The sequence below is a fragment of the Faecalibacterium prausnitzii genome, from assembly GCF_003324185.1.
Taxonomy (GTDB): Bacteria; Bacillota; Clostridia; order Oscillospirales; family Ruminococcaceae; genus Faecalibacterium; species Faecalibacterium prausnitzii.
In genome coordinates this window covers 1-1,608 of sequence record NZ_PXUP01000057.1, presented here as the reverse complement: position 1 = coordinate 1,608, position 1,608 = coordinate 1, and the positions used below count along the sequence as shown (strand labels likewise).

General features: G+C 45.6%; 1 protein-coding gene. It reads left to right on the top strand.

The genetic code is table 11. The annotated features are described in order from the left end of the window. Positions 1-251 precede the first annotated feature (251 nt). A complete protein-coding gene (locus tag C7J97_RS14620) occupies positions 252-1,427 on the top strand; it encodes an IS110 family RNA-guided transposase (protein WP_005936957.1) in 1,176 nt (391 codons plus the stop codon). Positions 1,428-1,608 lie beyond the last annotated feature (181 nt).

The following is a 1,608-nucleotide window of genomic DNA, read 5'->3' as shown; positions in this document are numbered from 1 at the left end:
TACCTCGTATAATAAAATAGTAGTATTTATAGACCGCTCTCCAGCGGAATGCTACAATAGTTTCAGGGTGCTGTGGATTGGTGAGGCGTTACTACCGCAAAGACGGTTTTTGGGAGGCTCCAACCACAGCTTCTTTGTTGAAATGTTAATCAGTTAGATACCGCCAGACGGTTTATTTAGAACGAGGTTACAAGAGCAAAGAAGTCTGTGGTCCTGAACAGCATCGAAATAAATACGCCGGAGGTATCAAAATGGTTTGTGTTGGAATTGACGTTGCCAAGGATAAGCACGACTGCTGTATTCTCGACTCGGACGGAACGATTCGTGCCGACTGCATTACCATCCCCAATAACATGGATGGCTTCAAGCAGCTGCTTCAGACGATTCGAGACTGTACCAAAAAGTCAGACAAAATAAAAGTAGGACTTGAGGCTACCGGACATTACAGCTACAACATTCTTGGATTTCTTCTTGACAATGACCTGGCCGTCTATGTCATGAATCCTTTGCACACCAACCTGTACCGAAAAAGTCTCAGCCTTCGCAAAACCAAAACCGATCGTGTGGATGCAAGAACGATTGCAACTATGCTATTGTCCGATGTAGACCTCAAGTCCTACACGGATACAGCATACCATAACGAAGAGTTAAAGTCACTAACAAGATACCGATTCGATAAGGTTCGTGAAAGAGCCAAGCTGAAGCAGTCAGTGTCCAGACTGGTCACGATTCTGTTTCCAGAACTGGAGAAGCTCGTTCCCTCTCTCCATATTGCTTCGGTTTATGCGCTCCTCAGTGAATATCCCGGTGCAAAACAGATTTCAGAAATTCATCTCACCAAGCTGACAAACCTTCTTGCGACAGCATCCAAGGGTCGTTATGGCAAAGATAAGGCTATCCAGATTCGAGATGCTGCCAGAACTTCCATTGGTTCCGTTATGCCTGCTAAATTTCTGGAACTGAAGCATACCATTAAACTCATTCGGGAACTCACCTCCGAGATTGATGAAATTGAAGTTTCTATTCAGAAAATCATGGATGAACTGAATCCACCGATTCTTTCTATTCCCGGTGTCGGTATCCAGTCAGCAGCCATGATTCTTGCTGAAATCGGTGATTTTTCCAACTTTGAATCTCCTGACAAAATCCTTGCTTACGCTGGCTGCTCTCCATCTACATACCAGTCCGGAAAACTTACAAACTGTTACGCTCACATGGAGAAGCGTGGTTCTCGTTATTTGCGATATGCCCTCTACAACGCAACCAAGTACGTCTGCCACTGGAATCCCGTCTTTGCTGAATATCTTGCCAAGAAACGTGCTGAAGGAAAGCACTACAATGTTGCCTTATCCCATGCCACGAAGAAACTTGTGCGGCTAATCTATGCCTTGCAGAAATCTGGCAAAGCATATCTTGTAGCTGCCTGATTCTCTCCAGAGCCTGAGCCAAATCCAAGAACAACTTAGCTGGCGCAGCGAACCCTTGACAAACCGAAGCATTCAAATGCTATTCTGTTTCTGCGAGGGTTGGCCGGGCTTGCTTTGCTATTCTCTCCGTCGCCCTCGCTGCATTGATTATGGCATTTGAATGCTGTTTGTCAGGGGCAGC